This is a genomic window from Streptomyces sp. P17, assembly GCF_032436805.1.
In the GTDB taxonomy this organism is placed as follows: Bacteria; Actinomycetota; Actinomycetes; order Streptomycetales; family Streptomycetaceae; genus Streptomyces.
In genome coordinates, this window is record NZ_JAVRBF010001297.1 from 1 (window position 1) to 247 (window position 247).

The 247-nt window shown below is 49.4% G+C and carries 1 protein-coding gene; it reads left to right on the forward strand.

Going from position 1 to position 247, the window contains the following annotated elements; genetic code table 11:
• Window positions 1-236, forward strand: a 236-nt coding sequence (locus tag RMT89_RS44750; protein WP_315889485.1) for a hypothetical protein, incomplete at its 5' end; no start/stop codon positions are given.
• Window positions 237-247 lie beyond the last annotated feature (11 nt).

The following is a 247-nucleotide window of genomic DNA, read 5'->3' on the forward strand; positions in this document are numbered from 1 at the left end:
CGCTTATGCAAAAAATAACCGATATGTTTAAAAACCCCACCACCAACAAAATCAGCAGCACCAATATTTTTGTGTGGGTGGTGTTTGTGGCGGCCACTTATAAATTTTTAACCGCGCCGGCAGAAACCGAGCTGATGCTGGCTTATATGGGCGCATCGCTCTCATATTTCGGCGGCCGCCGCTATATCGCGGCCAAGCAGCAAATCGCCGAGGCGGAGATTGCCGGCCATGAATAAGCTGATTGATT